At 67.0% G+C, this 24,216-nt stretch carries 16 protein-coding genes and 1 pseudogene; 3 read left to right on the forward strand and 14 right to left on the reverse strand.

Translation table 11 applies throughout. From position 1 onward, the window contains the following. Positions 1-110: 110 nt before the first annotated feature. From U0177_RS24620 to U0177_RS24685, 14 genes and pseudogenes are all read right to left on the reverse strand, one after another. Positions 111-1,694: an ABC transporter substrate-binding protein gene (locus U0177_RS24620; protein WP_409573322.1), complete on the reverse strand. Its 1,584-nt coding sequence runs from the start codon at positions 1,692-1,694 to the stop codon at positions 111-113. Positions 1,695-1,855: 161 nt separating this feature from the next. Continuing rightward, positions 1,856-2,728, reverse strand: a complete 873-nt coding sequence (locus tag U0177_RS24625) for a carbohydrate ABC transporter permease (protein WP_409573323.1) — start codon at positions 2,726-2,728, stop codon at positions 1,856-1,858. Next, positions 2,725-3,708, reverse strand: a complete 984-nt coding sequence (locus U0177_RS24630) for a carbohydrate ABC transporter permease (protein ID WP_409573324.1) — start codon at positions 3,706-3,708, stop codon at positions 2,725-2,727. The genes U0177_RS24625 and U0177_RS24630 overlap by 4 nt, the downstream gene beginning before the upstream one ends. Before the next feature lie 928 nt (positions 3,709-4,636). Beyond that, positions 4,637-4,828 carry an FmdB family zinc ribbon protein gene (locus tag U0177_RS24635; RefSeq protein WP_409573325.1) on the reverse strand — a complete coding sequence of 64 codons (192 nt, stop codon included), beginning with the start codon at positions 4,826-4,828 and terminating at the stop codon, positions 4,637-4,639. Positions 4,829-4,846: 18 nt separating this feature from the next. Continuing rightward, a complete protein-coding gene (locus tag U0177_RS24640; RefSeq protein WP_409573326.1) occupies positions 4,847-5,272 on the reverse strand; it encodes a DUF302 domain-containing protein in 426 nt (141 codons plus the stop codon). 152 nt (positions 5,273-5,424) lie between these two features. Then, entirely contained in the window at positions 5,425-6,750 is a 1,326-nt protein-coding gene (locus U0177_RS24645; RefSeq protein WP_409569224.1) for an IS4 family transposase, read from the reverse strand. 143 nt (positions 6,751-6,893) lie between these two features. Next, positions 6,894-9,557, reverse strand: a complete 2,664-nt coding sequence (locus U0177_RS24650; protein ID WP_409573327.1) for a heavy metal translocating P-type ATPase — start codon at positions 9,555-9,557, stop codon at positions 6,894-6,896. Between the two features lie 214 nt (positions 9,558-9,771). Next, positions 9,772-9,987 carry a heavy-metal-associated domain-containing protein gene (locus tag U0177_RS24655; protein ID WP_409573328.1) on the reverse strand — a complete coding sequence of 72 codons (216 nt, stop codon included), beginning with the start codon at positions 9,985-9,987 and terminating at the stop codon, positions 9,772-9,774. Between the two features lie 235 nt (positions 9,988-10,222). Then, positions 10,223-10,459, reverse strand: coding sequence for a hypothetical protein (locus U0177_RS24660; RefSeq protein WP_409573366.1), 237 nt, complete (start codon positions 10,457-10,459; stop codon positions 10,223-10,225). Between the two features lie 258 nt (positions 10,460-10,717). After that, positions 10,718-11,998, reverse strand: a pseudogene (locus U0177_RS24665) (alanine--tRNA ligase-related protein); the annotation flags it as partial. 543 nt (positions 11,999-12,541) lie between these two features. Then, entirely contained in the window at positions 12,542-13,792 is a 1,251-nt protein-coding gene (locus U0177_RS24670) for an ABC transporter permease (RefSeq protein ID WP_409573329.1), read from the reverse strand. A 131-nt stretch (positions 13,793-13,923) separates the two neighbouring features. Further along, on the reverse strand, positions 13,924-15,177 hold the full coding sequence (locus U0177_RS24675; RefSeq protein ID WP_409573330.1) for an ABC transporter permease: 1,254 nt from the start codon (positions 15,175-15,177) through the stop codon (positions 13,924-13,926). Positions 15,178-15,301: 124 nt separating this feature from the next. Continuing rightward, on the reverse strand, positions 15,302-16,030 hold the full coding sequence (locus U0177_RS24680) for an ABC transporter ATP-binding protein (protein ID WP_409573331.1): 729 nt from the start codon (positions 16,028-16,030) through the stop codon (positions 15,302-15,304). A gap of 139 nt (positions 16,031-16,169) precedes the next feature. Next, a complete protein-coding gene (locus U0177_RS24685) occupies positions 16,170-17,927 on the reverse strand; it encodes an efflux RND transporter periplasmic adaptor subunit (RefSeq protein WP_409573332.1) in 1,758 nt (585 codons plus the stop codon). Between the two features lie 452 nt (positions 17,928-18,379). On the opposite strand from U0177_RS24685, the gene U0177_RS24690 reads away from it, so the two are divergent. The 3 genes from U0177_RS24690 to U0177_RS24700 all read left to right on the forward strand — a co-directional run bounded on the left by U0177_RS24690 (position 18,380) and on the right by U0177_RS24700 (position 24,181). Continuing rightward, complete coding sequence (locus tag U0177_RS24690) at positions 18,380-19,882, forward strand: FGGY family carbohydrate kinase (protein WP_409573333.1); 1,503 nt, start codon at positions 18,380-18,382, stop codon at positions 19,880-19,882. A gap of 47 nt (positions 19,883-19,929) precedes the next feature. Next, positions 19,930-21,033 carry an aminopeptidase gene (locus U0177_RS24695; protein ID WP_409573334.1) on the forward strand — a complete coding sequence of 368 codons (1,104 nt, stop codon included), beginning with the start codon at positions 19,930-19,932 and terminating at the stop codon, positions 21,031-21,033. Positions 21,034-21,259: 226 nt separating this feature from the next. Continuing rightward, positions 21,260-24,181: a beta-galactosidase gene (locus tag U0177_RS24700; RefSeq protein WP_409573335.1), complete on the forward strand. Its 2,922-nt coding sequence runs from the start codon at positions 21,260-21,262 to the stop codon at positions 24,179-24,181. Positions 24,182-24,216: the final 35 nt, after the last annotated feature.

Consider the following 24,216-nt stretch of genomic DNA (forward strand, 5'->3'; position numbering starts at 1 on the left):
CACTATGAAATCGAACACATCATCAATCCAGCACGCTCATAGCAATGGCGGCGACGACTGCCCCGAGCACGGCCCGTACGGCGACGACGACTGCCCCAAGTGCTAGCGGGCTACTGCTGAGTCGAGTTGTACTCGTCGAGCGTATCGTTCGACTTATTGGCCGCGTCGTCGAGCGCGGCCTTGGCGTCGGCCACGCTGCCATTCAAGAACTGCTCCATCGCCGCCTCGATCGCCAGGCGCGTCTGCAAAAACGTGCCAAACACCGCGCCCTGCGTCGGGAAGCTCGGCTCGGTGGCGCGCAGCTGCTCGACGGCCACGCCAAACTGCGGGTACTTCGCCAGCGTGTCTTTCATCTCCTGAACATCGTAGGCGGCCTTGCGGATCGGGTAGTAGCCCGTGTTCGACGACCACATCGCCTGCACCTCGGGGTTTGAGGTCCACTTCACGAAATCCCAGGCGCCGGCCTGCTGCTCGGGCGTGCCCTGGTCGGTGATCCACAGCGACGCGCCGCCGATGATCACGCCGCCCTTGGCGCCAGCCGGGCGCGGCAGGTAGGCAACGCCGACATCGACCTTGCCGTCGGCTTTGGTGCTGTTGATGTAGCCGCGCAGCGCGGCGATGCTGTTGAAGGTAATCGCGGCCTCGCCCTTCACAAATGCCGAGTCGCGCACCGAACCATTGGTGGTGCCGCTGTCGCGTCCAACGTTCAGGCCCACGCCTTCGTCGACCAGCTGCTTGAGGAAGCTCAGCCACTTCACCCCGGCGTCGTTGTTAAACACCACCTTGGTTGCGCGCGTCTCGCGGCCGTTGTTCGGGTCGGCGAAGAGCGCGCCCTGGGTGGCCTGCTCCTGCTCGAAGATCCAGCTGTACAGAGTGAACACGACGCCACTGCGCGTGGCCTTGCCGCTGGCGTCTTTCACCGTCAGCTTCTTGGCTGCGTCGAGCAGCTCGTCGTACGTCCAGATCTTCTTCTCGGGATCGAGCCCGGCCTCTTTGAAAGCGTTTTTGTCGTAGTACATCACCGGCGCCGAGCTGTTGAACGGCATGGAGTAGAGCTTGCCGCCGATCGTGTAGTAGCGCGCCACCGCCGGCTCAAGGTCGTCGACAAGCTTCAGGCCTTCTTTGTCGATGAAATCCTGCACCGGCAGGATGCGCTTGGTGTCGATCATGCGCTGGGTGCCGATGTCGTAGACCTGCACGACGCTCGGCAGGTCGCCGCCGGCCAGGCTGGTGTTGAACTTGGTGATGGTGGCGTCGTAGTCGGGCTGCTGGATGGCCTCGACGTAGTACTTGCTCTGCGAGGCATTGTACTGGTTCACCAGCGTACGCACGACATTGCCGTTCGCGCCGGTGAGGCCATACCAGAAGGTGATCTTGGTCGATCCGGCCGGCTGGGCAATCGCCGGCACCGGCGTGATCGTCGGCGCGGGCGGCTTGGTGGCAGCCGGGGCGGTGGCGTTCGCGCTGGCGGCAGTAGGCGCCTCGGGCGCGGCGGTGGCATTCGCGCTGGCGGCAGTAGGCGCCTCGGGCGCGGCGGTGGCATTCGCACTGGCGGCGGTGGGTGCCTCGGGCGCGCCGCCGGTGGGCGCGGTTGTGGCGGGCGTGGCGCCGCCGCACGACGCGAGCAGCAGCGCAATCATCAAACTCGCCAGCAGGAGCAGGCTGGTGTTCCTAAGATTTCCGACACGATTCACAGCATGTTCTCCTCTCATGTATCTGAATAAATGTAGGGCTTTACGCAGTTGGCGTGCTCGGTCTTCGGCAGAGCGCTGCCGCTTCTGTAGCGGCGTGTGGTTTTCCCGCGCGGAGCGGCGCAAGCAACCGCGCCAGTACGCCTTCGGGGCTGAGCCTTGCCTTAGCCCTTCAGCGCGCCGGCCGTAAGGCCGCGCACCAGCTGGCGTTGGCCCAGCACCAGCAAGATCAGCGTCGGCAGCATCACAATGATCGTGCTGGCCATCTGCAGGTTGTAGATCGTCACCTCGGAAGACCTGAACGCGGTGATGCCAATCTGCGTCGTGCGCCACTCCGGGCTATCGACGATCAGCAGCGGCCAGTAGTACTGGTTCCAGGTATTCAGAAACGTGTAGACTGCCAGCGTCGCCAGCGCCGGCCGCGAGAGCGGCAGCAAGATCGACCAGAGGTAGCGCGCCGGGCCGCAGCCGTCGAGCACGGCGGCCTCGTACAGATCGCGCGGGATCGTCAGGAAATACTGCCGCAGCAGGAAAATACCAAAGCCGCTGGCCAGGAATGGCACAATCAGACCCTGGTAGCTATCCTTCCAGCCCAGCCGCGTGATCGCCAGGTAATTTGGGATGATCGTCGACTCCCACGGGATCATCAAGGTGCCGAGGAACACGAAGAAGAACACGACCTTGGCCGGGAAGCTCATGGTCGCGAGCGCAAACGCAGCCAGCGCCGAGGTGACGAGCTGGCCAAGCGTGACGGCCAGCGCCACCACGAACGAGTTGACGATCCAGCGCGTCAGGTTTGGCTCCTCGCGGAACACCTCGCGAAACGAGCTCCAGTCGAGCCGGCTGAAATCGGGCAGCAGCGTGGGCGAAAGCGTCGGCCCCTGCAGGGCCAGCGACAGCGCGAACAGCAGCGGCAGCAGCACCAGCAGCGCCACAAGGCTCAGCACGGCGTAGAGCGCCACAGTCTGCAGCAGCGCGCCGATCCGCGCCGGGCGCTGGCCCATGCCGGGCGGCGCGTGAGTGTCGAGGCTACTCATTGGTAGTGCACCCGTCGATCGAGCAGGCGATACTGGATGAACGTCAGCACAAACAGGATCAGAAACAGCACCACCGACATCGCCGAGGCGAAGCCGTAGCGGTTATCCTTCCAGAACGCCGTGAAGATTGCGAACACAAACACGTCGGTGGCGTTGGCCGGGCCTTCGTTGCCGATCAGCACATTGAACTGCGTGAACGCCTGGAAGCTCTGGATGGTGCTGATCAGAATCAGGAACAGCAGCGTAGGCGTGAGCAGCGGCAGCGTGATGTAGCGAAACAGCGCCCAGTTGTTCGCGCCGTCGATCCGCGCGCTCTCGTAGATGTCGTGCGGGATGGCCTGCAGGCCGGCCAGCGTAACGATGAAATTAAACCCCAGCGACGTCCAGGTGGTCATGAAGGCCACGGCGAACAGCGCGGTGGCCGGATGCTGGAGCAGCGAGTTAGCGTTGAGGTGCAGCAGGTCGATCAGCCACTGCGTCGCGCGCGTGTTTGGGCTGTAGATCAGCGCCCAGATCACGCTGGCGCTGGCCACCGAGATGGCGATGCTGCTGGTGAAGATCGTGCGGAAGACCGCAATCGCGCGCACGCGCAGCGTGGCGAGCAGCGCCAGCGCCAGCGCGAAGACGATGCCGAGCGGCACTACCAGCAGCGAGAAGTACACCGTGGTGAGAATGCTGCGCAGGTACTCGGTGCGCCCGCTGCCGTCGAGATTAAGGATGCGGGTGTAGTACCTGACATCGTTGAAGCGCACGGTGTCGCCCTGCGGGTTGGTGACGAAAAAGCTCAGCCAGATCGAGCGCAGGAACGGGATGTAGGTAAAGGCGAGCAGCAGCAGCAACGCTGGGGACATATACAGCAGCGCGCGGCCGAACTCCCACCACTGGCGGGGCGGCCTGGCGGCTGCCTGCCGCGCCGCCGTGGGCATCGCTAGCATCTCGCCGGGCTGCGCCGGCTCGTTTGACCAGGCCTGCTTGCTCACGGGAGGCCTTTCCAGGGCAATACTCACACGATCGAGAATGCCGGGCTTGTTGCGCCGCGCTACGAGCACGCGAGCACAGGGCTATGCTAGCGGCGGCGGTTTAAGAGAACTTCAACAGCGCTTAAAGGGGCGTATAAGGTTTCGTAGACTAGCGACTATCGTCTGTCGGTTGTAGCAAGAACAGGGCCACCGCTGCACCGGGCACGCGGAGTCGCCCTCTGCGCCTGCCCGTGGCTTACCGGCAGGTATGCAGGGGGTCGACGGGAAGCGTACGGGGGTCGACGGGAAGCGTACGGGGGTCGACGGGAAGCGTACGGGGGTCGACGGAAAGCATGCTGAGCTTGCCGGGAAGCGTGCGGAGCTTCCCAGCAAGTGCGAAGGGGTTCCCAGCGAGCGTGCGGGGCTTGCCGGGAAGCGTGCGGAGCTTCCCAGCAAGTGCGAAGGGGTTCCCAGAGAGCGTGCGGGGCTTGCCGGGAAGCATGCGGGGGTTGCTGGGAAGCGTGCGGGGGTTGCTGGGAAGCGTGCGGGGATCGCCGGGAAGCGTGAGAGGCTCGTTAGCCAGCAAGTGAGGCTTGTTGGCGAGCAGGCCAGAAAAGGATGCGGGGCGCACATGCTAGCCGGCAAGGAACCAGACTGCTCCGGGCGCTAGGCCGCGAAGCCAAAGCGCACTTATGCTGTGAGAAACGCCATTGTAACATCTCCCTCTCGGTTTGAGCGCCTTCTTATTTGCGAAGCCCTGACCGGCTTCGCCGATCAGGGCTTCGCAAAAAGAAAGTTCGGGGGCGGCGAGGCCGCCCCCCGAGCCCCCGCATACAGCAAGTGAGCAGCCGGATGTAGGACTACGCACTGCGGCGAGGCTGCAGCCTGCGGCAGCAAGGCACCAAACAAAGCCGCATCAGCGCGACGCACGGCCGCGCGGCGTGATGCCTCAGCCAACCGGCCCGCAGGCCGGGCCCGAGGCTGCGGTGCTGCCGCCGGTGGTGGCGAATGTCGAGAGCGCGCGCTGCACCGCCGCGCTGGCACAGCTCGGGCAGACGATCGGGATTGCGCCGGCGCCGCTGCGGATCAATTTCTCAAAGCGCTCGCCGCAGCTCTGGCAGATATACTCGTAGAGTGGCATTGTTTGCTCGTCCTTTACTTATGCCGAAGCAGGTGCGGGCTCGGTTGCTGGAATGCGGCTAAGCGCGCGCTGGAGCCGGGCGCTGACATCGCGCGCCAGGTCGGCAAGCTCGGGGCGCTGAACCAGCGTAAACTGCGCCTCGGGGTCGATCGCCGAAATCGTGGTCGTCGCGTCGGCATTGGCATAGACGATCACATTGCAGGGCAGCAAGAGACCGATCTCCGGCTCGGCCGTGAGCGCGCGGTGGGCCAGCGGCGGGTTGCAGGCGCCTAGAATGACGTACGGCGGCATATCGGCGCCGAGCTTCTGCTTCAGCGTCGCCTGCACGTCGATCGTCGTAAGCACGCCGAAGCCCTCGGTCTTGAGCGCGGCGGCCACCGCCTCGACCGCCGCGCCATAGCCCAGCGGCGTAGCAAGCGTGAAACCATACGCGTGGTGTTGCATGGCAGACCTCCTGTGATACGGTGTTCTTGCAGTATGATGCTACCTGGCGCGGGTTGGTTACATCAGCTACGAAGCCCTGACCGGCTTCGCCGATCAGGGCTTCGCAAAAAGAAATTCGGGGGGCGGCGAAGCCGCCCCCATGCGCATTAAGCTTACGCCACACAGCTATCGGTACTCATCAAAAACCGCTGGAAGGTACACGGATGTTTCCTGCGTCGGTTCTTGCGGCAGCCTGCTTGAATACAGCGTGCCAGCGTCGTCAGCGCGTCCCGCAGCCGTGCGGGCTGCCCCATCGCCGTTGCCAGCGCGATCCAATGCGTACGAATTGTCTGTGCCGCTTTGCCCCAACTCCGTGCGGGCGCATCCCACCCGCTCACGAGCAGCAGCCAATGCTGCACAATTTGATTGAGCAAGCGTCCATACAATTCACACAGCACCCGCCACGGCTGCACGTCCCGTACCAGATCAATCTGCCCGTGGCTTTTCCACAGCTTAAACAGCAGTTCGATCTGCCAGCGCGCCCGCGCCAGCACCAGCGCCTCCGTCACGGTCAGTCCGTCCGGCGGGATGGTGGTCACAAACACGCTCCACGCCGCCAAGGCCAAGCGCAGCGCGCTGACCATCTGGCCCTGCGCTTTGGCTTCCTCCCGCAAGCGGCGGCGGCGCTGGTCGACCACCTCCTGCGGTGCCCGCACTGCCAGCAAGCGCGCCCGCACCTGCGCCTCCCGCCCCAGCCGCACCGGCAGATCGAGCGTTGCCTCGGGCATGGCGGCCAGCAGGTCGTGCAGGCGCCACCAGCGTCCATCGTCCGTTTGCAGGCTGGTCAGTGCCTGCATGCGCGAGAACCAGGACACGCCCCGCGCGTCCAACTCCGCCAGCAGGGCGAGGTCAAAATAGCCCAAATCCACCAGCCGGACCGCGCCCTGCGGCAGATCGTGATGCAGGGTGGCGTGAGCATCCGACTCGCGGCCATCGTGCAGGGTCGGGCCGCGCAAGCGCCCCGTGCGCAGGTCGAGGGCGACCTGGAGCTTAAGCGCCGCGTTGCCGGCGTCGGGCGTGCCATTACCGCAGCCGGTCCAGACCGCAGCGAGCGCCTCGGGCAAGGCGATCGTGGTACTATCTTGCACCACCACCTCGGCGAAGCGGTCGAGGATGGGCAAGCTGAGTGGGTCAGCACACAGCACCTCGCCAATCGCAGCCCCGAGCACGTGTTCCAGACAGGTGGCGGCGGTTCGGTCAAACCGCTGATGCAAGGCTTCGGGCGAGATGGTTACGCCCAAGGCGGCACTCGTCTGCGTCAGGGCGCTCAAGCTCGCCTGCGGGTCGGCACCGAGGCCAAACACGAGCGTTTGCACGAACACACTGCCGGTCAGTTTGGCGTCCGAGCGCTGAACAAAGCCGGTCTGGCGGCCGGCACGGTCGGCTTCCTCGGTCAACACCGCCGCAAGCGTGGCGGCCAGCTGTGGTATAGTCGTCATCAGGGCGGCTCCTGTCGGTGTTTGGTTGTGGTTTGGCGACAACAACCATACCACAAGAGCTGTCCTTGTCTACTACGCTTAATGCGTATGGGGGGCGGCGAAGCCGCCCCCCCGAGCCTCCCCACCGAGGCCTGCAAGCCAGGTCAGGGCAGCTTCAGGCCACGCAGCCGCAGCGAGTTCGAAACAACAAACACCGACGAAAACGCCATGGCGCCGGCCGCAATGATCGGGCTCAGCTGGATGCCAAAGGGTGGGTACAGCAGGCCGGCGGCGACGGGAATGCCGACGACGTTGTAGATAAACGCCCAGAACAGGTTCCAGCGAATAGTGGCGAGCGTACGGCGGCTCAGCTCGATCGCCTGGGCCACGCCGCGCAAGTCGCCGCGCATCAGCGTCACATCGGCGGCCTCGATCGCCACGTCAGCGCCGCTGCCGATCGCGATGCCGACATCGGCGCGCGCCAGCGCGGGCGCGTCGTTGATGCCATCGCCGACCATCGCGACCACGCGGCCCGCGCCCTGGAGGCGCTCGATCTCGCCGGACTTACCGGCGGGCAGCACTTCGGCCACCACGCGGCCAACGCCAACCTCGCGGCCAATCGCCTCGGCGGTGCGCGCGTTGTCGCCGGTGAGCATCACCGTATCGATGCCGAGCGCGTGCAGCGCCGCGAGCGCCGCGCGCGAAGAAGGCTTCACCGTATCGGCCACCGCGATCACACCCAGCGCCGCGCCGTCGGCCGCGAGCACCATGGCCGTCTTGCCCTCGGCCTGGAGCCGGGCCACATCCTCGGCCACCGCAGCGGTATTGACACTCCAGTCGGCCATCAGCGCGAGGTTGCCAAGCAGCACGGCGTGGCCTTCCACCACAGCGCTGATGCCTCGGCCGGGCGCGGCCACAAACTGCTCGGGCTGGGCCAGCGCCAGGCCGCGCTCCTGCGCCGCCCGCACGATCGCCTGGCCAAGCGGATGCTCGGAGCCACGCTCGGCGCTTGCGGCAAGCCGCAGCAGTTCATCTGTGCCATCACCAGCGGACGAAGGACGAAGGGCAAAGGGCAAAGGCTGCTCATGATTTCCATCTTGAGCGATCACCAGTTCGTCTTGTGTCTTGTGTCTTTTGTCTTGCATCACAATGTCGGTGACCACCGGCTTGCCCTCGGTGATCGTGCCGGTTTTGTCGAGCACCACTGTGCCAATCGCAGCGGCGCGCTCGAGGCTCTCGGCGTTCTTGATCAGAATGCCGTGCGCCGCGCCGGTGCCAGTCCCGACCATAATCGCCGTCGGCGTAGCCAGGCCGAGCGCGCACGGGCAGGCGATCACCAGCACCGCCACCGCGAAGATCAGCGACTGGGTGAAGCCGACGCCGCCAGCGAAATACCAGATCAGAAACGTCGCCAGCGCGATGCCAATCACCGCCGGCACAAACACCGCCGCCACCTGGTCGACCAACCGCTGCACCGGGGCGCGGCTGCCCTGAGCCTGCTGCACCAGCCGGATGATCTGGGCGAGCGCGGTGTCTTTGCCCACGCGCGTGGCGCGGAACTGAAAGCTGCCGGTGGTATTCACCGTCGCGCCGATCACCTGCGCGCCCACGCCCTTCTCGACCGGCATGCTCTCGCCGGTGACCATGCTCTCGTCGAGGCTCGAGCCGCCGGCGACGATCACGCCGTCGACCGGCACGCGCTCGCCCGGCCGAACGAGCACCAGGTCGCCCTTGCGCACCTCGGCAATCGGAATGTCTATCTCTTCGAAAGAACCGGGAGCCGAGAGCTGAGAGCCGGCTGTGGCCTGCTCAGGGTTTTCGGCGCTTGGTTCCTGGCTCTTTACCTTCGGCCGCAGCACACGCGCCATCTTCGGCTGGAGGCCAATCAGCGCCTTGATCGCCGCGCCCGTCTGGCTTTTGGCGCGGGCCTCGAGGTACTTGCCCACCAGGATCAGCGTAATAATCAGCGCGGCGGTTTCGAAGTAGACGTGGCCAGCCAGCCCAAAGGCCAGCAGCGCGACGCTGTAGACATACGCAGCCGACGAACCGAGGGCGATCAGCGTGTCCATATTCGCGGTGCGGGCTCTGAGCGCCTTCCAGGCGTGCACATAGTAATCCCAGCCGCTGTAGAACTGCACCGGCGTCGCCAGCGCCAGAAACAGCCAGTTGAGTATGTCGGCGCGCGCGGGGTAGTGCATCGTCATGGTGGCGCCGTGGCCCATAGCCTGCTCATTCGCGGCCCAGAACGGCGTAAGCCAGGGCGCAATCAGCCCGAAGTCGCGCGCCATCGAGAGCACAAACAGCGGCAAACCAAGCGCAATGCCGACCATCAGCTTGCGGCGCTTCTGCGCCAGCTCGCGCGCGCGCGCAGCCGCCTCGGTATCTTCGGGCGTCGCGCTAGCGTCGTCGATCTCGACCACGCCATAGCCGGCGTTCTCGATCGCGGCCTTGAACTCAGGCCAGCCGGCCTGCGTCGGCAGGTATGTCAGGCTGGCCTGCTCGCTCGCCAGGTTCACGCTGGCCGAAAGCACGCCAGGAACCTTCTTGAGGGCACGCTCGACGCGGCTCGAGCACGAGGCGCAGGTCATGCCGGTGACGGGGATGTCGAGCTGATCGGTGATCACGCCGTAGCCGGCGCGCTCGACCGCGCCAAGCAGCTCGGGGGCGGCCACCTGCGCAGGATCGTAGCTCACGCTCGCCTGCTCGCTCGCCAGGTTCACGCTAGCCGCCTCGACGCCCGGCACTTTCTTCAGCGCGCGCTCGACGCGACTCGAGCACGAAGCGCATGTCATACCAGTGACGGGCAGATGAATCTGTTGGACTGCCATAGTGATCATTTCCTAAGTACAGCTACCGCAGGTTCGCTCCGAATTTTCAGGACAAAGGACGAAAGATGGAAGATGAATCAGCGTCGTCTTTCGTCTTGCATCTTTCGTTAAACCCGGTTCGGATGTGTGATAGCCTGCACTAAGAACCAAAAACCGAGAACCACGCCCCGGCAGGCGCCGGATGGTTCCCGGTTCTCGGCACCTGCTGAAGGATCTAGCCGACCTGCGTCACCTGCTCGTAGCCGGCCTCGTTGATCGCCGCGACAATCAGCGCAGCGGGCACGGTATCGGCGTGCTCGACGGTGACGAGCTTGCTCTCGAGGGCGACCTGTACCTTCTGCACGCCTGGCACGGCCGCTACTTCCTTGGTGATCGCGTTTACGCAGTGCTGGCACGATATCTCGGGAACCTGAAATTGCTCGGTTGTCATTGCATTCTCTCCTGCTAGGCCGCTCGATACCCCCTCCCAGGGGGGATGGGTCTAGTATAGCACTGTGGTTGATCTATGTCAACGGCCAGAGTGATGCGCGGGGCTGTTATAGAACCACGACCTGGACATGCGACACGCAGCAGGAACAGAAGACCAAAGACCAAGGGCGAATAGCGCGGTCTCCCCCTCCTGCGTGGCTCCGTCCAGCATGACGGATCACTCTGTTGCTTTGGTATTATGCGTCGCCCTTGCCGGCGGCAGGCTCAAGCACGGCGCGAATTCGGCGCACGCCCGCGCCGACAGCCTCGTCCTTGACGACGTGGAAGCGGCCAAGCTCGGCGGTACGGGCCACGTGCGGGCCGCCGCAGATCTCGCGGCTGAAATCGCCGATCGCGTACACCAGCACGCGCTCGCCGTAGCGCTCGCCGAACAAACCGATCGCGCCGGCGTCGCGCGCCTCCACCAGGCTCATCTCGGCCGACGACACCGGCAAGTCGCGCGCGATCTGCGCGTTCACCAGCACCTCGACGGCGCGCAGCTCGGCGTCGCTCAGGCGCTGCGGGTGCGCGAAATCGAAGCGCAGCCGCTCGGCGGTAATGTTGCTGCCGCGCTGCTCGACGTGCGGGCCAAGCACCTGGCGCAGCGCGGCGTGCAGCAAGTGTGTAGCGGTATGCAGGCGGGTTGTCTCGGGCCGGCGCTCGGCCAGGCCGCCACGAAAGCGCGCCGTGCCGCCCTGGCGCGAGCGCTGCTGGTGCTCGGCAAACGCCGCCGCGACGCCACCGTGATCGAGCGCGAGGCCCTGGCGCCCGGCCAACTCCTCGGTCAGCTCGATCGGGAAGCCGTAGGTCTCGTACAGCCGGAACGCCGCCGCTCAGGCTGCGCTCGCCGGCCGCGTGCCCTAGCGCGCGATCACGCGCGCGAATTTCTGGCCTCGCCGCGCGCCAGCGTGGCCAAAGCGGCGCTCTTCTTCGTCGAGCGCCGCGCCGATCGCGTCGCGCTCGCGCGCAAGCGCAGGGCAGGCCGCGCCAAGCGCCGCGACGACCGTCTCGGACAGCCGGGCGAGGAACGGGCCATCGATGCCGAGCGCGTGGCCGTAGCGCGCGGCCCGACGGATCAGCCGGCGCACGATGTAGGGCTGGTCGGCATTGCCGGGGCGCACGCCCTCGGACAGCACGCACACCGCCGCGCGCGCGTGGTCGGCGATCACGCGGGTGGCAAAGGTATCGCGGCGGCGCGCCAGCGCCTCAATCGCGCCAACGATCGGCGCGAACAGGTCGGTCTCGTAGATCGACGGCACGCCCTGGACGATCGGCAGCAGGCGCTCGAGGCCCATGCCCAGGTCGATGTTGTGCTGCGCCAGCGGCCGGTACCCGCCGCCGGCTGCCTGGTCGTACTGCATAAACACATTGTTGCCGACCTCCCAGAAGCGCGCGGGGTTGCTCACGGGTGTTTCGCCGGGCGGGCCGCCGGGCTCGGTATCGTAGAAGATCTCGGAGTCGGGGCCGCACGGCCCGGTCGCGCCAGCCGGCCCCCACCAGTTCTCGCTCTTGGGCAGGAACAAGATGCGCTCGGCGGGGATGCCCAGCGCGCGCCATACCGCCGCGGCCTCGTCGTCGCGCGACGCGTCGGCGTCGCCCGCGAAGCACGTCACGTACATCCGCGCCGGGTCGAGCCCAAGGCGCTCGGTGAGAAAGCCGTAGCTCAGGCGGATGGCGGTGTCTTTCCAGTAGTCGCCGAGCGACCAGTTGCCGAGCATCTCGAACAGCGTCAGGTGGTGCGCGTCGCCGACCTCGAGAATATCGTTGGTGCGCAGGCAGGGCTGAACATTCGCCAGCCGCCGGCCGGCCGGGTGCGGCGCACCGAGCAGAAACGGCACCAGCGGGTGCATGCCAGCGGTAGTGAACAGCACGCTTGAGTCGTTCTCGGGCAGCAGCGGCGCCGCGCCGACGATCGCGTGGCCGTGCGCGTGCTGGTAGTCAAGAAACGCCTGGCGTAGAGTTTGCGCGTCCATTGTGTCTGCCTCCTTTGTGTGCGCGCCCTGCGGGCGGCTGCCAGCCTTCGGCAGGGCGGTTCAATACTATGTATTGCGTGCGGTTTTTCCGCACGCAGAGGATGGACAAGTACTATGCTGCCGCACCTACACTGATACACGAGCGGCGCGCCGGGCCAACAAAAAACGCCCTTGAGCATGATGCTCAAGGACGGATAGTTCCGCGGTACCACCTTGGTTGGGGCCTGCGCCCCCACTCTGCCGCCGCGGCGCACACAGGTGCGCGAGGGCGCGTCCCGATGACGGGGGACTCAACCGGCCAACCTTTGTGCCGGGGAAGTGGCAGGCAATGCTCGGAGCAGCGTAGCCCCAGAGATCGCTCGGCAGACCCGGCCTTTCGGCGGCAACTCAGGTGTGGCTTCGGCGCTGGCGTGCTGGTCGAGCTTCCACCATCCTCGACTCGCTGGTTTCCCGGCCGGGCGCGTACTCTTCACCGTCGGCGTTGTTCGATCTTCGATTGTGCGTGCCACTGTACCACAGCAGCGTGGCGGTTGTCAACGGTATTTACTCGTAGCGCAGCGCCACAATTGGCCGCAGGCGCGCGGCGCGCAGCGCCGGGAAGAAGCCGAAGCACAGCGCCACAGCCAGCGTCACGCTGGTGGCCAGCACCAGCGAGCCAAGCGACACCACCGCGCGCGCACCCTCCATCTGCAGCACGCTCACGAGCAAGAACGTGCCGCCGCCCGAGAGCAGAAAGCCGAAGCCGATGCCGATCGCGCCGCCGATCAGGCACAGCACCACCGCCTCGATCAAGAACTGCAGCAGAATATCGCGCGCGCGGGCGCCGACGGCCTTGCGCAGGCCGATCTCGCGGGTGCGCTGCGTCACGCTCACCAGCATGATATTCATGATGCCGATGCCGCCCACCAGCAGCGAGATGCCGCCAATCACGCCGAGAAAGGCGTTGAAGCCGGCCAGGATCGAGCGGAACTGCGTCATCAGCTGCTCGGAGCTTTCGACGCTGAAGTCGTTGCTCTGGTAGGTGAGCCGGTGGCGCTCGCGCAGCACCTGCGTCACCTGGCGCAGCGCCGCGTCGGCCTGGTCGCGCTCGCGCACCTGCACCGTAAGCTGCGACACGTCGACCTGAGCGCTGAGCTGGTTGCGGAACAGCCGGTTGCGCGCGGTGCTGTAGGGCACGTACACCTGCTCGGCCGGGTTCTGCTGGCTAGCCTGGTTGGCCTTGGTGAACAGCACGCCCACCACCTCGAAGTTCACGCCGTTGATGGTGATACGCCGGCCCGGCGCGCCGTCGGCGCCGCCAAACAGATCCTGGGCCACGGTGCGGCCGATCACCGCCACGCGCGCCCCGTCACGCTCCTCGGCGTCGGTGTAGTAGCGACCCGGCCCGAGCAGATTGGTGCTCACCGTGAAGTAGTTCGGCGTCGCGCCGACCACCTGATAGTCGAAGCGATCCTTGCCGGCGTCGACAATACCGCGGCCGTCGAACTGCTTCACCACCGTCGCGACCATTGGCGCCGCGCCGGGCTGCATCAGCGCGTCGGCGTCGGCGGCGGTGAGCCGCGGGGTCAGCTGCTCGTCGCTGGCGGCCGGGTCGATCTGCGGCGTGACCGTCAGGCGGCCAACGCCGAGCTTGCCGAACTCGCTTTCGACGAAGTTCGAGTAGCCGGTGCCGATCGCCAGCATGCCCACCACCGTGCCAACGCCGATGATAATGCCGAGCATAGTCAGCAGCGCGCGCAGCTTGTTGATCATGAGCGCGCTCCAGGCCACGCGAAATGCCTCTGCTAAATTCATCGCATTGTTCCTTGGTTATCGCTACACATAGGCCGCCGGTGTTGGCCTTCGGCGGGAAACAGCACACAGAAGATGGGCACGTTCTACGCTTTAGGCAGCCAAATAACGCACCTGCGTAGATCCTGTGGATATCACTCGGATCGCAGCGCCGTGATCGGGCTAAGCCGCGCGGCGGTAAGCGCCGGGAAGAAACCAAAGGCAACGCCAATCAGCGACGAGACGGCCGTGGCCAGCAGGATCGCGCCAAGTGTAACGGTAGCCCTGGCGCCCTCGGCCTGGAACACGCTCAGCAGCACAAACGTACCGCCAAACGAGAACAGGTAGCCCAGCCCGATGCCGATCGCGCCGCCGATCAGGCACAGCACCACCGCCTCGATCAGAAACTGGAACAGAATATCGCGCGGGCGGGCGCCGACGGCCTTGCGCAGGCCGATCTCGCGGGTGCGCTCGGCCACGCTCACCAGCATGATATTCATGATGCCGATGCCGCCTACCAGCAGCGCAATGCCGGCCACCAGGCCGAGGAACGCGCTGAAGCCGCTGATGATCCCGCCGACCTGGTCGGCGATTTGCTGCGGGTTGAGCACGGTGAAGTCGTTGTTCTGGTACGTCAGGCGGTGGCGCTCGCGCAATACCTGCGTCACCTGGCGAATGGCGGCGTCGATCTGGTCGCGGCCGCGCGCCTTGACGAGCAAGAAATCGACGTCGACCTTCGACGACAGCACCTGGTTGCGGAACAGCCGGTCGCGCGCGGTGCTGTAGGGCACAAACAGCGCCTGGCCTGGGTCGCCGCCGATGCCGATGCCGCGCTTGGTATCGAGCACGCCGACCACCTCGAAGCCCACGCCATTGATCGTAATGCGCCGCCCAAGGCCATCGTTCGCGCTGCCGAACAGCTTCTTGGCCACATCGCCGCCCAGCACCACCACCCGCGTGCTGTCGCGCTCGTCGGCGGCGCTGTAGACTTTGCCGGCGCCGAATTTCTTCGGCAGAATGCTGAAGTAGCTTGGCGTGACGCCGTTGACGGTATAGGTGTACTGCTTGCCGCCCGCGCTCACCTGGGCATCGCGGCTGAGCTGGGCGGCCACGCCGTCGGTGGCGGGGGCCGCGCCTGGCAGGGCCAGCGCCTCAGCGTCGGCGGCGGTGAGCTGCGGCGCCTGCTGCGCGCTAACCTTGCGGTCGGTCGAGCCGGCGAAGATATAGAACGAGCCAATGCCGAGCTGGTCGAACTGGGTATCGAGGTACTGGCGGAAGCCATTGCCAAGCGCCAGCATGCCGATCACCGCGCCTACGCCGATGATGATACCGAGCATCGTGAGCAGCGAGCGCAACTTATTGGTTCGCAGCGCGATCAGCGCCACGCGCAGAGACTCGAGAAGGTTCATCGCTCACACCTTCGAATAAGATCTGCAATCTGCCAAACACATACGCCCCGGCGCAAGCCCTGGATACACGCTGAATAGAGCTAGAGCTTACGCAGTTTAAGGCTTCACCTTGAACTCCGGGCTGCTACGCGGCGATGCGCTCGGGCATCTGCGTCGCCACCTCCAGCGGCGCGGGCACCAGCTCGTCGCTGGCCACCAGGCCGTCGCGCACGCTGATCACGCGGCGGGCGTGGCGCGCCACCTCGGGGTCGTGCGTCACCAAGATCACCGTGATGCCCTGCTCGCGGTTGAGCCGCTGGAAAATGCCCATGATCTCCTCGCCGGTGCGGGTGTCGAGCGCGCCGGTCGGCTCGTCGGCCATGATGATACGCGGGCGGTTCACCAGCGCGCGGGCAATCGCCACGCGCTGCTGCTGGCCGCCGGAAAGCTCGTTGGGCTTGTGGTGCAGGCGCTCGGCCATGCCCACGGCGCGCAGCGCGGCCTCGGCGCTGGCTCGGCGGTCGCCGGCGCCGCCGTAGAGCATTGGCAGCTCGACATTGCGTAGCGCCGAGGTGCGCTGCAGCAGCATATACTGCTGAAACACAAAGCCGATCTTCTGGTTGCGAATCGCCGCCAGCTGATTCTCGCTCAGGCTGCCGACATCGACGCCGTCGATCAGGTACTCGCCGCCGGAGGGCTGGTCGAGGCAGCCGATGATGTTCATCAGCGTGCTCTTGCCGCTGCCCGACGGCCCCATGATCGCCACCATCTCGCCTTCGGCAATGCTCAGCGAGACGCCGCGCAGCGCCTGAACCTCGACATCGCCCATCTGGTAGACCTTGGTAAGGTTTTGAACCTCGATCAGGTTGGTCATTGCTCTATCTCCCAAAGGCCGGCCGTTGATATGCTAGAGGTTTGCAGGTTCGAATGGTGCAGGTTTGGCAGCCGCATATATCGCAACCTGCGAACCTACTCCCTCGAACCTGCAGCCTGCAACCGCGGCCCGTGCCAGGCTACTGCGGCTGGTTCGGGTTGAATGTGCTGACGACGTCCTTCACCAGCACCTGCTCGCCGGCCTTAAGGCCATCGACGATCTCGATCGACTCGTTGTTGCCGAGGCCGATCTTCACCGGCCGGCGCTGGCTGGCTGGCGTTTGAGTTGCCGGATCGGGCTGGCCGCTGGTCGGGATGAGCACGTAGCTCTGGCCATTCTCCGACTGCACGGCGCGGCGCGGCACCAGTACGGCATTGTCTTTGCTCTGGGTCACAATCTGCGCCACGGCGGTCATGCCGGGGCGGATGGCCGCGTCGGCCGCTTTAATTGCGACGGTAACCTTGTAGGTGTTGGTGCCCTTGTCGCTCTTGGTGGCCAGCGGGTCGATGTTCGAGACCACGCCGGCGATCTCTTTGCCCGGCAGTGCGTCGAGCACAATCGTCACCGGCTGGTTCAGCTGCACCTGGGCGACGTCGAGCTCGTCGACCGGCACGGTGATATGGAAGCTGCTGAGGTCGGCGATGGCGATCACGCCATTCTGGCCGGCGCGCTCGCCGATGCGCAGGTCGATCCGCGCGACGGTGGCGGCAAACGGCGCGGTGAGCGTAGCCTGGCCGAGCGCGCGCTGAGCCGCTTTGCTGGCGGCCTCGGCGCGGGCCACGCCGGCCTGGGCGCGCGCCAGGTCGGTGGCGCTCGGGTCGGCGTTCAGCTTGTCGAGCTGGGCCTGGGCGATCGCCACGCCGGCCTGGGCCGCCGCGACATTGCCGGCCTGGTTGGCGCCGGTGAGCTTGGCCAGCTCGGCCTTGGCGCTCTCGACATCGGCCTGGGCCTGCGTCAGATCCGCGCCGCTGCCGGCCTGGGCTTTGCGCACGTCGGCCTCGCGCTGATCGAGCGTCACCAGCTCGTTCTTCTTGGCGTCGTCGTAGGCGATCTGGGCTTTGGCCATGGCCGCGTCAGCGTCCTGCACATCGCGCAGCGCCGCAACCTCGCGATCCTTGTTCTCCTGCGGCAGCTCCTGGCCGAAGCGCGCGTACTGGTCGGCCAGCTTCTTGTTATCCCACACAAGCGTCGAGTAGGCGTCCTGCTTATTGCGCAGCGCATTGGCGGCGGCCTCGAGGTCGAGCCGCGCGCGCTCTTTGGCCGACGCGAGGTCGGTGCGAGCCTGGGCCAGCGCGGCCTGCGCGGCGGCGACGTCGGCGTCGCCGGTGGCGGTGGCGCCGCCCTGCAGCCGCGCCAGGCGATCCTGAGCTTTCTGAAGGCGCGCCTGGGCTGCGGCAATATCGGCACCCGACACCGCGCCGCGGGCCTGCTGGGCCTGGGCGCGGGCCTGGGCCACGCGCGCCTGGGCCTCGGCGATCTCCTGCGTGGTAGCTTTGCCGCGCAGCTTATCGTAGTCGGCCTGGGCTTGCTGCAGGTCGGCCTGGGCCTGCTCGAGCTTCAGCTGCAGATCGGTGGCGTCGAGGGTGGCGAGTGGCTGGCCAGGCTGCACCTTGTCGCCGGGCTTGACGAGGATCGCCGTGACGGTGCCGTCGTCGGCGAAGCGCAGCTCGGCCTGCGCCTGGGCCTCGACGCTGCCAGTGGCGCTGACCGTCGCACCGATCGAGCCAACCGTCGCCGGGGCGGTCGTCCAGCCCGCGAGCGCCGCCGTAGCGGCGCTGCCGGCCATGCGGCTGAGCAGCAGCGCGCCAACGACAACGAGCGCGACGACGACACCGCCGATGATCCACCACCTGCGCCCGATCCGCGCGCGTTTACGCGGTGTTGCGATTGTAGCCATGGTTACTCGCTCCTTCAAGCACGTGTATTGTTCTAGCTGTAGTATCGCTCGTTAGACGCCGCTGGCCAACCGGCGGTTGCACGAGCGCGCTCTATGTTTTTCGGCATCCCCAGGCTCGGCATAAAGGCTGAGCCGCGTCGTTCGGAAGGCGGATCCGCCGCGCCAGCGCGAGCCGGCTACGCGGGCAGCCCTGTGGCATGCACCACCGGCGCCGCACCACACACCAGCGTAGCGCCACCAGAATGTACGTATAGCGCAAGTATAAGTTGCTAGTTGCGTAAAAGCATCGCGAAATTGTCGCGAAACTGTGAACATAGGCGTGCGCAAACGATATAGGAAACCGCTTTCCGTGGTACAATCGCCACGGCAGCAGACACCACTGGCGGCAAACCATTCGATGGTACAATAGGCCAGGCAAAACCAGCAGCTCGGCCAAATGCATAGAGTTGGATATGAAGCGACCGTATGTGCTCGGCATCGATCAGGGTGGGAGCGGCAGCCGCGCAATCGTTCTCGACGCCCAGGGGGCGGTGGTTGGGTATGGCTATCAGCCGGTACAGCGGATCTACCCGCGGCCAGGCTGGGTCGAGCAGGAGCCGCTAGCCGTAGCGGCAAGTGTGCGCGGCGCTATCAGCGCGGCGCTGGCGCAGGCCGGCTGCGACGCCGGGGCGATCGCCGGGTGCGGCATTACCTCGCAGCGCGACACCGTGTTCGCCTGGGACGCCGAGACCGGCCAGCCGATCGGCAACGCGATCACCTGGCAGGATCTGCGCACGGTGCCGCTGGTGGCCGAAACCAGCGGCTGGGCCTACGCCCACGAGCGCCGCGCCAGGCTCGGCCAGTTCCCCGGCGCCTACTGCTCGGCCATGCACATGGCCTGGCGCATGCGCAACGACGCCGAGTTCCGCGCCGCCGCCGAGTCGGGCCGGCTGCGCTGCTCGCTCGCGGCCGGCTGGCTGGTGCAATCGCTCGGCCAGCTCGCCGAGAACGCGCTCGACTACTCGCTGACCCAGGGCATGACCATCCTCGACTTCCGGCGCAAGCAGCTGTGGGGCGCGTGGATCGACTACCTGGGGCTGCCGCGCGCGGCGCTGCCGCGCCCGGTGCCGACGCTGCACCACTTCGGCACGATCGACGTAGCCGACGCGCGCGGCGGGCGCGCGGCCGTGCCGGTGCTGGCGATGATCAGCGACCAGCAGGCCGCGCTGTTCGGCTACGACTGCCGCGCGCCCGGCCAGGCCGCGTGCACCCACGGCACCGCCTCGTTCGTGAACGTCGTGGCTGGCCACACCGCCCCGCCCGACGGCCGCACCAAGACGTACCTGGCCTGGGAGCTGGGCGGCACGCCGACCTACTCGCTTGAGGCCGACACCACCGTCACCGGCGCGGTGATCCGCTGGATGCAGGAGCAGATGGGCTGGCTGCACCGCCCCGCCGACCTGGGCGCGCTGGCGCTGTCGGTGCCAAACGCGGCCGGCGTGGTGTTTGTGCCGGCGTTCACCGGGCTGGGCGTGCCGCTGGAAGACCGCAGCGCGCGCGGCACCCTGCTGGGCATGACGCTCGACACCTCGCCGGCGCATATCGCGCGCGCGTTCCTCGACTCGATCGGCTACCAGCTGCACGATATTCTCTCGGCAATCGCCGAAGACGCAGGCATCACGATCGGCCAGCTCCATGTTGGCGGCGGGGTGTCGGCCAGCGACGCGGCCTGCCAGATCCAGGCCGACGTGCTGGGCATCCCGGTGGTGCGGGCGCAGAACGCCGAGACGAGCGCGCGCGCCGCGGCGCTGCTGGGCGGGCTGGGCGCGGGCGTGTGGCCCAGCGCCGAGGCGCTGCCGCGCCTGGAGGCCGACGAAACGCTGTTCGAGCCGCGCGGCGACGACGGCCGGCGCGCCGCCGGGCTGGCGGCCTGGCGGCGCGCGCTCGACCGCGCCCAGCACTGGGAGCTGCCGTAAGATCTACCGCCGCTGGCCAACGCCGAACACTAGCAGGAGCCTCTACCATGGCCGATCAACGAATGCTCAAGCTCGCCGAGATACTGGTGCACTACTCGGCAGCCGTGCAGCCCGGCGACTGGGTTGCCATCCAGGCCGACGTGCTGGCGCTGCCGCTGGTGGCCGAGGTGCGCCGGCTGGTGACGCGCGCCGGCGCGCACTCGACCGTGCTGCTGAACGCCGACGAGCTCGACGAGGCGTTTCTGAGCGAGGCCAGCGACGAGCAGCTGGCCTGGATCGGGCCGATCGCGCCGATCATCAACGACCAGGCCGATGTCTCGATTCGCATCGCCGCGCCCGGCAACACCCGCGCGCTCTCGGGCATCGACCCGCACAAGCCGCGCGTGTTCCAGCAGGCGCGCCACGCGCTTCAGCAATCGCGCATGCAGCGCGCCGCCGAGGGCAAGCTGCGCTGGGTGCTGACGCAGTTCCCCTGCCCGGCCTACGCCCAGGAGGCCGACATGAGCCTGCGCGAGTACGAGAACTTCGTCTACGCCGCGACCTTCGCCGACCAGCCCGACCCGGTGGCGGCCTGGCGCGGCGTGCACGACACACAGCAGCGCTTGGTCGACTGGCTGAAGGGCAAGAAACACGTGGCTGTGCGCGGGCCGAACATCGATCTGACGCTCTCGATCGACGGGCGCACATTTATTAACTCCGACGGCCGGCGTAACATGCCCAGCGGCGAAATCTTCACCGGCCCGGTCGAGCAGTCGGTCAACGGCTGGGTGAAGTTCAGCTACCCGGCCATCCGCGGCGGCTACGCCGTCGAGGGCGTCGAGTTCGAGTTCCGCGACGGCAAGGTGGTGCGAGCCAGCGCCCAGAAGAACGAGGCCTACCTGATCAGCCAGCTCGACAGCGACGCCGGCGCGCGCTACCTGGGCGAGTTTGCGGTGGGCACCAACTACGGCATCCAGCGCTTCACCAAGAGCATCCTGTACGACGAGAAGATCGGCGGCACGCTGCACATGGCCGTCGGCGCCGGCTACCCCGAGACCGGCAGCCAGAACCAGTCGAGCATCCACTGGGATTTCATCTGCGATATGCGCCAGAGCAGCGAGATCGTGATCGACGGCGAGCTGTTCTACAAAGATGGGCAGTTTCAGATATAGATTATCCACAGGTTACACAGATTACGCCGATTTTGTTTATCTTACTAGGACTTACGTGGTGCGCGTTTTTGCCGTCGGCAGAGCGGTACTTTTTCCTGGATAGTGCTGCGATTGTGGCGCTTTGCGCCAAAATCGCAGCACAAAAGAAAGTACGGTACCATGCTGCCGCAGGCAGAACAAGCCTCTATCGCAGGCGACCGCGCAAGTCCTGTCCATTAGGAAACGCATGCCAACAGTTGAAGTCACACGCGAAGGCATTCAGATCGATGGGCGGCCATTCACCCTGCTCGCCGGGCAGCTGCACTACTTCCGCTACCCACGCGCCGAGTGGCGCGACCTGCTGCTGAAAGCCCGCGCTGCCGGCATCAACACGATCGACACGGTGATCCCCTGGAACCTGCACGAGCCGCGCCCCGGCAACTTCAACTTCGCCGACGAGGCCGACATCGCCGGCTATGCCGACCTGTGCGCCGAGCTGGGGCTGTACCTGATCGTGCGCCCCGGCCCGTATATCTGCGCCGAGTGGGAGAACGGCGGCTTCCCGGCCTGGCTCACCAGCATGCCCGGCGTAAGCCTGCGCGTCGACAACCCGGTGTACCTCGAGCACCTGCGGCGCTGGTTCGACACGCTGCTGCCGCCACTGGCCGAGCGCCAGATCACGCACGGCGGGCCGATCATTCTGTGCCAGATCGAGAACGAGCACTGGGCCTCGGGGCGCTACGGCCACGACGACCACCAGCGCACACTCGCGCGCGAGGCGATTGCGCGCGGCATCGACGTGCCGCAGTACACCTGCATGGGCGCGATGGACGACTGGGCCGAGTTCCGCAACGGCTGGAGCGGCATCGCCGAGAAGCTGGCGCAGACGCGCGCGACCTGGCCCGAAAACCCGCTGATCGTTTCGGAGCTGTGGAGCGGCTGGTTCGACAACTGGGGCGCCAGCCGCCACAACAACCGCACTGCGGCGAAGCTCGACATGACCCTGCACCAGCTCGCGGCCGTCGGCGCGAGCGGCTGGAGCCACTGGATGTGGGCGGGCGGCACCAACTTCGGCTACTGGGGCGGGCGCACCGTCGGCGGCGATACCGTGCTGATGACCACGTCGTACGATTACGACGCGCCCGTCAGCGAGTATGGCGGCCTGACCGAAAAGTTCTTCGTGGCGCGGCGGCACCACCTGTTTATGGCCACGCTCGGCGCGGGGCTCGCGAGCGTGCTGGCCGACGCACAGCCCGGCGGCGCGCAGGTGGTTGCCCCGGCGGCGGTGGCCGGGCGCGGCGAGGCCGGCAACGCGCCCTACCGCAATGTGCGCGCCGGCAGCAGCGCGCCGGCGGCCTGGGCCGGCTTCACCGCCACGTTCTTTCAGAACCACGGCCTGGAAGGGCAATCGTACCAGCTGTACCTGCGCCAGCCTGCGGCGCACCTGACGGTTGAGGTCGAGGCCGCGTCGATCAAGCCGATCTTCAGCAACCTGCCACTGGGGGCGACGAAGGACGAAGAACGAAAGACGAGCGACCAGGTCGCTGATTTTGCCCTTCGTCCTTCGTCTTTGGTGCTCGAATACCACACCTCGCGCATTCTCGGCTTCTGGCAGGCCGATGCCGGCGACACGCTGGTGCTCTACGGCGCAGCCGGCGAGGTCGGGCAGCTGCAGCTCGCAACGCCTGGTTCGGCGTTCGGGGTTGAAGCGAGCGTGCCTTCCAACGTAGACCTGAACGCTCACGGCGCAAGTCTCACGGCGCGCTACTGGATCACCGAAGAGCCCACGCTGCTGCGCGCGCGCGCCGGCGATCGCGCGCTGTCGATCGTGCTGCTGACGCAGGCCCGCGCCGAGCGCTGGTGGCCGGTGCAGGGCGGCTTTGTGTGCGGGCCGCATCTGCTGATCGAGGATGGCGATCGCATCGCCGCCGACGCGCGCGGCGTCGCGCCGTTCTACCACGTCGCGGACGGCGGCGCGCTGACGCGGCTGCCCACGCCCGCCCCGCGGCCGGCCGCCACGGCGCCGATCGAGCTGGCGTGGCAGCGGCTGGCGGTGGCCGAGGCCGGCGCAAGCGATGGCTGGCAGCCGCTCGACGGGCCGCGCTCGCTCGACGAGCTGGGCTGCGACCTGGGCTATGGCTGGTACCGCGCGACGATCGATGTCGCCGATGGCCAGGAGGCGCTCGCCGCGCCCGCGCTTTCGGACCGGGCGCGCGTGCTGGCCGACGGCGCCGATGTTGGATGGCTGGGCGTGCACCCGCAGGGCGCGCGCATGGTGCTGCCGCTGGCGCTCGCGCCCGGCCACCACGAGCTACGCCTGCTGGCCGACAACCTCGGGCGCTTCAACTACGGCTCGAACACCGGCGAGCGCAAAGGCCTGCTCGACACGCTGTACTGGGGCGGGCGCCAGATCGACATCAGCGCGGGGTGGGTCGGGCTATGGCAAGAGGCAGTGTTCGCCGGCGAAGCGCTGGCCGCCGCGCGCGCGCCGTTTGTGCGCGCCGACATCGCCGACGTGCACCTCGGCAACCTGCCATTCGCCGGGGCCAGCCTGTGGCTGCTGCGCGAGATCGAGGCCCGGCCGGGCAAGCGCTACCTCATCCAGCTCACCGGCGACCGCAACCCGGGCGCGCTGTTTGTGAATGGCACGGCGCTGGCGCGCTTCAGCCGGCACAACGGCGGCGGCTACGTCAAGGCCGAGATCAGCCACCTGCTCAAGCCCGGCGCGAATGGCCTGTCGCTGAACATCCAGGGCTACGCTGGCGCGGCCTGGCAGGCCACGCTGCTCGAGTACGACGCCGACGGCGCGCTGGCGGCCGAGTGGAGCTTCCACCCCGGCGTGACGCCAGGCGCTGCCGCCGAGTCCTCATCCGGCCCGGCGTTCCAGCGCGCGCGCTTCAGCTACAGCCCGGCCGAGCACGGCGCCGGGCCGTTCAAGCTGTTCTTGCCGGGCATGCGCAAGGGCCAGATCTGGCTGAACGGCCACAACCTCGGGCGCTACTGGCACGTCGGCCCGCAAGAAGCGTACAAGCTGCCAGCCTCATGGCTGGCGGCCAAGAACGAGCTGCTGATCTTCGACGAAGAGGGCGCCGCGCCCGACGGGGTGTGGATCGGCGTCGACGCGCTCGGCGCGGGCGCGCTGGCCGAGCTGGCGCTGCCACAGCCCTAGCTGCGAACGCCGCCCGCGCGGATGGCGCATTTCTC

Source organism: Kouleothrix sp. (genome assembly GCF_046328425.1).
Lineage (GTDB): Bacteria > Chloroflexota > Chloroflexia > Chloroflexales > Roseiflexaceae > Kouleothrix.

What these genes read in the sequence shown, in the direction of transcription:
- U0177_RS24650 (WP_409573327.1), bottom strand. Translation starts at nt 9,557, where the DNA reads ATGGCAGTCCAACAGATTCATCTGCCCGTCACTGGTATGACATGCGCT.
- U0177_RS24635 (WP_409573325.1), bottom strand. Translation starts at nt 4,828, where the DNA reads ATGCCACTCTACGAGTATATCTGCCAGAGCTGCGGCGAGCGCTTTGAG.
- U0177_RS24660 (WP_409573366.1), bottom strand. Translation starts at nt 10,459, where the DNA reads ATGAGCCTGGTGGAGGCGCGCGACGCCGGCGCGATCGGTTTGTTCGGC.
- U0177_RS24690 (WP_409573333.1), top strand. Translation starts at nt 18,380, where the DNA reads ATGAAGCGACCGTATGTGCTCGGCATCGATCAGGGTGGGAGCGGCAGC.
- U0177_RS24640 (WP_409573326.1), bottom strand. Translation starts at nt 5,272, where the DNA reads ATGCAACACCACGCGTATGGTTTCACGCTTGCTACGCCGCTGGGCTAT.
- U0177_RS24625 (WP_409573323.1), bottom strand. Translation starts at nt 2,728, where the DNA reads ATGAGTAGCCTCGACACTCACGCGCCGCCCGGCATGGGCCAGCGCCCG.
- U0177_RS24685 (WP_409573332.1), bottom strand. Translation starts at nt 17,927, where the DNA reads ATGGCTACAATCGCAACACCGCGTAAACGCGCGCGGATCGGGCGCAGG.
- U0177_RS24670 (WP_409573329.1), bottom strand. Translation starts at nt 13,792, where the DNA reads ATGAATTTAGCAGAGGCATTTCGCGTGGCCTGGAGCGCGCTCATGATC.
- U0177_RS24700 (WP_409573335.1), top strand. Translation starts at nt 21,260, where the DNA reads ATGCCAACAGTTGAAGTCACACGCGAAGGCATTCAGATCGATGGGCGG.
- U0177_RS24645 (WP_409569224.1), bottom strand. Translation starts at nt 6,750, where the DNA reads ATGACGACTATACCACAGCTGGCCGCCACGCTTGCGGCGGTGTTGACC.
- U0177_RS24655 (WP_409573328.1), bottom strand. Translation starts at nt 9,987, where the DNA reads ATGACAACCGAGCAATTTCAGGTTCCCGAGATATCGTGCCAGCACTGC.
- U0177_RS24675 (WP_409573330.1), bottom strand. Translation starts at nt 15,177, where the DNA reads ATGAACCTTCTCGAGTCTCTGCGCGTGGCGCTGATCGCGCTGCGAACC.
- U0177_RS24695 (WP_409573334.1), top strand. Translation starts at nt 19,930, where the DNA reads ATGGCCGATCAACGAATGCTCAAGCTCGCCGAGATACTGGTGCACTAC.
- U0177_RS24680 (WP_409573331.1), bottom strand. Translation starts at nt 16,030, where the DNA reads ATGACCAACCTGATCGAGGTTCAAAACCTTACCAAGGTCTACCAGATG.